Annotated in this window: 6 protein-coding genes and 1 pseudogene; 1 reads left to right on the forward strand and 6 read right to left on the reverse strand. The window is 63.9% G+C overall.

Annotation, left to right across the window (positions count from 1 at the left end; translation table 11 throughout):
• Positions 1–244 precede the first annotated feature (244 nt).
• The 4 genes from L284_RS33120 to L284_RS33135 form a co-directional block, all read right to left on the reverse strand.
• On the reverse strand, positions 245–1,027 hold the full coding sequence (locus L284_RS33120) for a sulfite exporter TauE/SafE family protein (RefSeq protein WP_021233612.1): 783 nt from the start codon (positions 1,025–1,027) through the stop codon (positions 245–247).
• A 34-nt stretch (positions 1,028–1,061) separates the two neighbouring features.
• The gene (locus L284_RS33125; RefSeq protein ID WP_052018364.1) at positions 1,062–3,563 is read right to left on the reverse strand and encodes a TonB-dependent receptor; all 2,502 of its coding nucleotides are present in this window, start codon (positions 3,561–3,563) and stop codon (positions 1,062–1,064) included.
• Positions 3,564–3,732: 169 nt separating this feature from the next.
• Complete coding sequence (locus L284_RS33130) at positions 3,733–3,945, reverse strand: YezD family protein (protein WP_021233614.1); 213 nt, start codon at positions 3,943–3,945, stop codon at positions 3,733–3,735.
• Positions 3,946–4,204: 259 nt separating this feature from the next.
• Complete coding sequence (locus L284_RS33135; RefSeq protein WP_031341878.1) at positions 4,205–4,645, reverse strand: RrF2 family transcriptional regulator; 441 nt, start codon at positions 4,643–4,645, stop codon at positions 4,205–4,207.
• 183 nt (positions 4,646–4,828) lie between these two features.
• Between L284_RS33135 and L284_RS33140 the strand changes: the two genes are divergently transcribed.
• Positions 4,829–5,938 (forward strand): calcium:proton antiporter, encoded by a 1,110-nt coding sequence (locus L284_RS33140; protein WP_081673943.1) that lies wholly within the window; start codon positions 4,829–4,831, stop codon positions 5,936–5,938.
• 64 nt (positions 5,939–6,002) lie between these two features.
• Here L284_RS33140 and L284_RS33145 read toward each other — a convergent pair whose 3' ends face one another.
• Together L284_RS33145 and L284_RS0123975 are read right to left on the reverse strand one after the other, a co-directional pair.
• On the reverse strand, positions 6,003–7,808 hold the full coding sequence (locus L284_RS33145) for an AMP-dependent synthetase/ligase (RefSeq protein ID WP_021233617.1): 1,806 nt from the start codon (positions 7,806–7,808) through the stop codon (positions 6,003–6,005).
• A gap of 120 nt (positions 7,809–7,928) precedes the next feature.
• Positions 7,929–8,138: pseudogene (locus L284_RS0123975) on the reverse strand (quinone-dependent dihydroorotate dehydrogenase); the annotation flags it as partial.

Below are 8,138 nucleotides of genomic sequence, written 5' to 3' on the forward strand. Positions count from 1 at the left end.
GGAGCATGTTGCCCGTAATGTCTTGGCGACCGCACCAGAACCAGGTGGTCCGCTGCGGTGAAACGCCCTCTAGGACCCACCATTGATTCGGTCAACACGCTAATTTCAAAAAAACGACATATTTTTCGAACGCGCGGATATCTGCGGCTTTCTGGGCGTTCTCTTCGCCGCTCTCGTTCCGAAACGAAGCGGGGGCGTTCCGGATTCCCCGAAACACCCCCGCGAAGGCCACCAACTCTGCCTATCAAAGACCCGATATGAGGTCCCAAGCCTTAAATATGCTGAAGAGGCTCGTCGCAATGAGAACGAGAGCAACCGCGAAGAGCAACACGCGCGGCGGTATCCGCTTGGCGAGATAGGCGCCGAACGGAGCCGCCACAACGCCGCCGATGATCATCCCGAGCGTCGCCACGCCGAAAGCGCTGACGCCGAGCGTGGCTATGAACGAGATCGAAATGGTCAGGGCGAGCAGGAACTCGGCCGTGTTTACCGTGCCGATCACTTTTGCGGGGTCGCCGCCCTGGATCAAGAGGTTCGAAGTGACCACCGGCCCCCAGCCGCCGCCGCCCGCCGCATCGAGAAAGCCGCCCACTGCCGCCAGGGGCCGGGTCGTGCGCGGATCCTCGAAACGCGGCTTCGACATGCGGATCGCCTTGACCAGCAGATAGAAGCCGATCCCGGTCAAATAGAGCATGATGTAGGGGCGGGCGACGGAAGCGTCGATGTTGGAAAGCAGATAGGCGCCCGTCACGCCTCCAGCCACGCCGAACGGGACGAGCCGCTTGAACAGCCCCCAATCGACGTTGCGATGGACGATATGGCTCGCGCCGGAGGCTCCGGTCGTGAATATCTCCACCAGATGGGTGGTGGCGGAGGCAGCCGCCGGCGCCACGCCCAGGACGCTGACGAGCATCGTCTGGGAAATGACGCCGAAGGCCATGCCGAGCGCACCGTCGATGACCTGCGCGGCAAATCCGACGATGATGAAAGGCACGAGGTCGCCCGGGCTTATGCCGAGATCGAACATGAGGTTGTCCTCCCTGTTCCTGTAACTGCGAAAATCAGAAGCCGTACCGGACGGTCAGGCCCCAGGTGCGCGGATCGCCGGGAAGCCCTGCGATCAGACCGGTGTTGCCGGGACCGACGAAGAGCTGGTCGAAGTAGTTCTGATCGAAGGCATTGCGAACCCAGCCATAGATGTCAAACCCGCTTTCGGCCCGGAAGCCGAGGCGGAAGTTCGAGAGGCTGTAGCCATCCACCCAGGTATAGGCCGAGGGCGAGGGGTTGGACGAGAAGTTCGAACGATAGCTGCCGTCATAGCCGAAGTAGACTTCGCCTTCCTTGCCGAACAGTGTGGCCGGATTGTTGACTTCCGCTCCGAACGAGAACGACCATTTCGAAACCCCCGGAAGGCGCTGGCCGGAAATGTTGCAATTGGCAGGGCTCAGCGAGTTCGGCACGCCGGCGGCTCCCGGCGTCTGCGTGCCGGTGACGGTGGTGCCGCCGGAAAGCTCCGGCGGACACGGCGCGTCGGAGAAGCGGCGGTAGGTGGCGTCGGTGTAGGCTCCGTTCGCGTAGAGGTTGAAACGCTCGCTGGGGCGGACGGAGAAGTCCGCTTCCACGCCCTGCGACCGCACCGCGCCGGCGTTGGCGAGGTAGCCGCGCAGCACGCCGAACTGACCGTTGTTCACATTGGCCTGGTAGTTCTTGATGTCGGTACGGAAGATCGAGAGGTTGAGCGTCGCCCGGCGATCCCAGAACTGCGACTTGATGCCCAGCTCGTAATGATCGACGTCCTCCGGCTTCACCGTGGCGGCGGCCAGGATCGGGTTGTTCTGGGTGTCGGTAGGGACACCGTTCTGGTTAATGCCGCCCGACTTGAACGACTTGGCATAAGTCGCATAGACCAGAACGTCCGGAGCGACCTTGTAGCTGGCCGTGAAGTCGTAGCTGAAGTTCCAGTCGCTGAACTCGGGCGAGATCTCCTGCGGGGTAAAGATCGCGAGCTGCGCCGTCTTGATGGCACTGGCCGGGCCGGTGGTCAGCACCGGGTTGCCGGCGCTGTCGAACACCTGGCGCAGGTAGTAGCCTTCCTTCTTGTCGTAATTCAGGCGGACGCCGGGCTGGATGGTCAGCTCAGGCGTGATGTGCCAGCTCAACTGACCGAACAGGGCCGCGCTGGTGTTCTTCAGATACTGGGTGTTGTACGCGGTGAGGCCGTTCAGCGTGGCCGGATTGCAGGCAAGCTGCTGCGCGGCGGTAGGGCCGCAGCCCGAGGAGCCCGGCGGCACGACCGTATCGCTGCCTGGATTGATGTTCCACCGGCTGGAGGCGGCGCCGTGCGCCTCGGTGCCCTGTGTATCGATCCGCTGGTAGAAACCGAAGGCGCCGACCACGAAGTCGATCTTGTCGCTGCTGTAGTTGTAGCGCAGTTCCTGGGTATACTGGTCCTGCTGCGAGGGGTTCTGCGACAGCGCGACGATCGGCAGGCCGGTGAAATCGCGGTCGTTCGAAGGATCCCAGTCCCAGAACCGCCAGGCGCTGATCGACGTCAGGCTACCCTCGCCCAGATCCCATTTCACGCGCAGCGAAGCGCCCCCGATCTTGTTCTTGGCGCGCAAGTCGGTGTCGAGATCGGTCAGGCGGTCAAAGGCGTTGCGGCTTGGCGGGGCATAGCCCTGTGCGGCGGCGAGTGCTTCGAACTGGCGGTTGAGCGCGCGCTGGGTCAGGCCGGTGCGGACATAGACCGAGCCGCAGCAGTTGGCGTCCTGCGCGCTGAAGTCACCCGCGAGGGTGATGTCCAGGTTATCCGTCGGCTTCCACAGCAACTGGCCGCGCAGGCCCAGGTTGTCCTGTCCCTGGATGTGCTCGCCGGTGACGACGTTGTAGATCGTGCCCTTGCGGCTGGTCGACGAGATCGCGAGGCGAGCCGCCAGCCTGTCGGTCAGGGGGCCGGAGATCGCGGCCTTGGCCTGCTTGAAGTTGTAGTTGCCGATCGAGACCTCGGCCTTGCCCTCGAAATCGAAGGTCGGCTGGTTGGTCGTGATGTTGATCGCGCCGGCCGTTGTGTTCTTGCCGTAGAGCGTGCCCTGCGGGCCGCGCAGCACTTCGATCTGGGCGACATCGAGAAAGTCGAACGTCGCCGAGGCGACGCGCGAGTTGTAGACGTCGTCGACGTAGATGCCGACGCCTTGCTCGATGCCGTCGTTGGTGAGGCCGAACGGCACGCCGAGGCCGCGGATGTTCACGGCGGTGTTGCGGGGGTTCGACGAATAGAACTGAAGGGTCGGCGTCAGCTGTTGCAGGCGGCCGACGTTGAAAGAGCCGGTGGAATCGATGTGCTCCCCGCCCACCACGGAGATCGCCAAAGGCACCTCCTGGCTCGACTCCTGTCGGCGACGTGCCGTCACGAAGATCTCGTTGCCGCGATCATGCGCGCCGGTGCCGACGGAGGTGGGCGAGTCCTGTTCCTCGGCGGCGGTATCGGCCGCGCTTGCAGCCGCGCTCGCGGCCGGGACCGCCGAAGGTGCCGGGTCGTTCGCCCGGGCCGGTGTGGCGGCCATCATCAAAGGCGCGATCGTAAACGTCAGGCAGGCGAGCGGAAGCGGGGCCGGCAGCGGCCCGCGGATGATCTTTCTCATGGAGTCCCCCTTGTTGCTCTTGTGCGAAGGGCCTCACATCCGGCGGTCCGGTCTGCTTGGCAGAAGGTCGGTGATGAATCCGGGCGCGCGCCTATGAGGCGAAGCGCCGCCTTTCGGTGATGTCGAGCTGGACCAGCTTTCCATCGTGAACTGTCAGCTGGATGACGCCGTAGCGCATCTGGTCGAGGGCTTCGGCAATCACCTCGAGCGGTGCGGGCTTGGCAGCGATGCCTTTTGCATCGCCTGCGGGCCGCCTGGCGAGGTGCAGTCCCGCTCGCTGGTTGTCCGATGACGGTTGAGACATGGCGAATCTTCCTCAGAGCGCGGCACTTTCCCGCCGCAACCCCTCAGTATTCTCAACTTAAAAAGTTGACAATAAGCCTAGCCAAAAGTTTCTCGTTTTCGCGTTGAAGCAAAATCTATTTACGCCGAGGCGATCTCCGCCTTCGCCCTTTGATCCTCATGGCGATTTCGCCGGAACGTGATGGATCGACCGCCTCCAACGGATCCTTAAAGGCTTTAAATCAATGGGGTGTCCGTGGCGCGGTGAAGCGCCGGACGCGTCAGCCTTCGCTGTCGGCCTGCGCCGGAACGAGATCGATATGATCCGAAAGTCGTACTCCGTCCAGCAGCTCGGCGGTACGGTCGCGAACTTCCAGCATCAACGCCCGGGTACGGCAATCGCCTTCCTCAAGGCAGTTTTTGCATTTCTCATGCGCGAAGCGGCTGGCGCAGGGCACGAGAGCCAGCGACCCGCGCATCAGGCGGATCAGGTCGCCATAGGTGATGTCGATCGGGGAAACCGCCAGCCGATAGCCGCCATCCTTGCCGCGCTGCGAATCGACGATGCCGAACCGGCTCAGTTCGGAAAGGATCGTCGTCAGGAACTTGGCAGGTATGTTTTGCGCTTCCGCGATCTGCGCGAGTTGGATCGGACCTTGACCGTAGTTGTCGGCAAGATGCTGCATGGCGCGGATGGCGTAACGGGTTTTCTGCGAAAGCACGATTTCGTCATGCCGCAGCCGCCATGGCCCTGGCAAGGCCGTTCCTCGTGGATTTCGCAGATTGTCAGCCGCTTCGATCGACAAGCAGGAGCGCATCGGTCCTTTCGCGTGTCGCTCGATCGCAATCTTGTAATTTTTTGGCGGAAACTGGCCCTTTTCCCGTTTCTCCCTATAGTGTCCGGCATGAGTGAAATGCCCCCCGCCGCCGCCCTCAAGTCCGCGACATTCCCCCGCTTCGGGCTGGCCTCCTGGTCCATCGTCGTTCCCTTCATCGCGCTTTTGGCCGTCGTTCTGGGCAAGCCTTCGGGAATAGCCATGGCGGTGGCCCTGGCACTGGTGCTGGGCGGTGCGATCATGTCGGCCGTCTACCATGCCGAAGTGATCGCGCACCGCGTAGGCGAACCGTTCGGCACCCTGATCCTGGCCTTCGCCGTCACCGTGATCGAAACCTCGCTGATCATCTCGATCATGCTGAGCGAGGGGAACGGCGCCCAGGCACTGGCGCGCGATACCGTTTTCGCGGCGGTGATGATCACGATCAACGGCATCGTCGGCGTTTGCCTGCTGCTGGGCGGAGGGCGGCACCATGAGCAGGGCTATACCCAGTCAGGCGTAAATCACGGACTGGCGATCCTGGCGACGCTTTCCGTCCTGACGCTGGTCCTGCCCAACTATACCACCAGCGAAGTCGGGCCTTTCTACAACGCCAACCAGCTGATCTTCGTCGCCGTGGACGCCCTGATGCTCTACGCGACTTTCGTGGTCGCCCAGACCATCCGCCACCGCGACCACTTCCTCTATCCGGAGGAGATCGATGGCGTGCACGATCCCGTCCCAAAGGCGAAGGCCGTGGCCGCCGCCGTCATGCTGCCACTGGCGCTGATACCGGTGGTGCTGCTCGCCAAGGCGCTGTCCCCCTCGATCGAGGCGGGCGTGGCGGCCATGGGGGCACCGCATGCCATGGTCGGCATCATCATCGCCGCACTCGTTCTCGCGCCGGAAAGCCTCGCGGCTCTGAGCGCGGCGCGGGCCAACCGGGTGCAGACCAGCCTCAACCTCGCCATCGGCTCTGCGCTGGCGACGATCGGCCTGACGATTCCCGCCGTGGCGATCGCCTCGATGGCGATGGGACTGGACCTCGAACTCGGCCTCTCGTTCAAGTCGATCGCCCTGCTCGGCCTGACCCTCCTGGTGGCGACGATGACCCTGAGCACCGGACGGACCACGCTCGTGCAGGGCATGGTGCATCTGGTGATCTTCTCGACCTACCTGTTCACCACCCTGGTGCCGTGACAGAAAAGTCCGTCACGCCACGAACTGCGTAAAAGCTGGCGTGACGAGGAAAGGTCGGCCCTCGTCAATTCCGGTAGAGCGCGTCCATCCGCTCGCCGTAGCGTTCCTTGAGCTTGTGGCGGCGGATCTTGAGGCTGGGGGTCATTTCCTCGTTCTCGATGCCGAATGGCTCGTCGGCGAACGTGAACTGGCGGACCTTCTCGATCACCGAAAGGTCGGCATTGACCCGGTCGATCGCGCTGCGGATCGCGGCGCGGAAAGCGGGGAGGCCCTGCAGCGCCTTGAAGTCGAACTTTTCGCCATTGGCCTTGGCCCATTCCAGCGCCCAGTCGGCATCGGGTACGATCAGGCCGACGATATAGGGCTTGCGGTCACCATGGACCATGGCCTGCGCGATCTCCGGCTGAAGCGTCAGCATCGACTCCACCTTCTGCGGAGAGACGTTGTCGCCCTTGTCGTTGACGATCATGTCCTTCTTGCGGTCGGTGATCATGATCCGCCCGCGATCGTCGATATGGCCGATGTCGCCGGTGTGAAGCCAGCCGTCCTTCAGCACCGCCTCGGTGGCGGCGCCGTTCTGCCAGTAGCCTTCCATGACCAGTTCGCCGCGCACCAGGATTTCGCCGTCCTCGGCGATCCGCACTTCGACTCCGCGCATCGGCGGCCCGACGGTGTCGTGCTTGATTCCGGCGGCGGGGCGGTTGCAGCTGATCACCGGCCCGGCTTCCGTCTGGCCGTAACCCTGAAGGAGCGTCAGCCCCATGGCATCGAAGAACGCGCCGATCTCGGGATTGAGCGGGGCACCGCCCGAAACGAGCGCCTTGATTCGGCCGCCAAACTTGGCGCGAACCTTGGGCCGCAGCGTCCGCTCGATAACCAGGTCGAGCGGATAGTCAAGCAGGCGGCGACGGCCGGCCTGCTCGCGCCCGGCGATCCCCAGGGCCATTTCCATCAGCCGCGCCGGGATCGTGCCCTGTTTCTCGATCTGCTTCATGATGCGCGTGCGCAGCACCTCGAATAGGCGCGGGACGACCACCATGATCGTCGGCCGCACTTCCTCGATGTTGGACGCCAGCTTGTCGAGACCTTCGGAATAGTAGATCTGCCCGCCCATCGCGATCGGCAGGTACTGGCCGCCGGTATGCTCGTAAGCATGGCTGAGCGGCAGGAAGGAGAGGAACGTCTCACCCTCGTCGCAGCCGAAGTCGTCGAAGATGATCTGCGCGCAGCCGGCCACGTTGGTCAGGATCATGCCGTGGTGCTGGCGCACCCCGCGCGGCGCGCCGCCGGTGCCGCTGGTATAGATGATGCAGGCGAGGTCGCGGCGGCGGAAGGTCGCGATGCGCTCGTCGATCTCGGCGCGTGCCTTCGCAGCGTCTCCTTCCAGCAGTGCGGCCCAAGCGTGGACTTCATAGGCGCCGCCCTGCATCGGCGGCAGGGCTTCCATGCCGATGACGTGACGGCACAGGTCCGTCTGGACAATGGCGGGGAGCAGCGCCTTGCCCAGCTTCGCGGTGGAGACGATCGCCGCGCGCGCGCCGGAGTTCTCCAGGATGTGGATGTGATCGCGCGTGGTATTGGTGGTATAGGCCGGCACGGTGACGCAGCCCGCCGCCATGATCGCGAGATCGGCAAGGCACCATTCCGGCCGGTTTTCCGATACGACCACGACCCGGTCGCCCGGCTGAAGCCCCATGCGCCGCAGCGAGGCCGCAATCAGGCCGACCTGCCGCGCCGCTTCCGACCAGCTCGTGGAATGCCACCGGCCATCCTGCTTGGACCAGAGCATCGGCGAATCGCCAAGCCTGTCTGCCTGCGTGAGGAACAGCGATACCAGGTTGGTGCACTTGTCGAAGTCACCAAGATCCATGCCGGGCTCGTCCTCTCTTGCCATGCGGAATTGTCCGTTCTGATCAACGTCTAGGCGCGTGCGGAGGTTGCGACAAGCATAGCCGCATCCGGACGCACTCCGGTAACAACGGTTTTCGCCTTATTCGGTCCCGACCGCCTCGGCGATCGAGGCGAAGCCGTCGCGCTTCATCAGCGCTTCCAAGCCCTTGCAGAGAGCCCTGGCGATGCCCGGGCCCTCGTAGACCATGGCGCTATAGACCTGCACCAGGCTGGCGCCGGCGCGGATGCGCGCCCAGGCGTCTTGCGCCGTGGCGATGCCCCCGACGCCGACGAGCGGCACCGCGCCGCC

The organism is Novosphingobium lindaniclasticum LE124, from assembly GCF_000445125.1.
Classification (GTDB): domain Bacteria; phylum Pseudomonadota; class Alphaproteobacteria; order Sphingomonadales; family Sphingomonadaceae; genus Novosphingobium; species Novosphingobium lindaniclasticum.

Bases quoted from the DNA above. Each gene is read 5' to 3' on its own strand.
- L284_RS33120 (WP_021233612.1), bottom strand. From the start codon at position 1,027: ATGTTCGATCTCGGCATAAGCCCGGGCGACCTCGTGCCTTTCATCATC.
- L284_RS33125 (WP_052018364.1), bottom strand. From the start codon at position 3,563: ATGGCCGCCACACCGGCCCGGGCGAACGACCCGGCACCTTCGGCGGTC.
- L284_RS33130 (WP_021233614.1), bottom strand. From the start codon at position 3,945: ATGTCTCAACCGTCATCGGACAACCAGCGAGCGGGACTGCACCTCGCC.
- L284_RS33140 (WP_081673943.1), top strand. From the start codon at position 4,829: ATGAGTGAAATGCCCCCCGCCGCCGCCCTCAAGTCCGCGACATTCCCC.
- L284_RS33145 (WP_021233617.1), bottom strand. From the start codon at position 7,808: ATGGATCTTGGTGACTTCGACAAGTGCACCAACCTGGTATCGCTGTTC.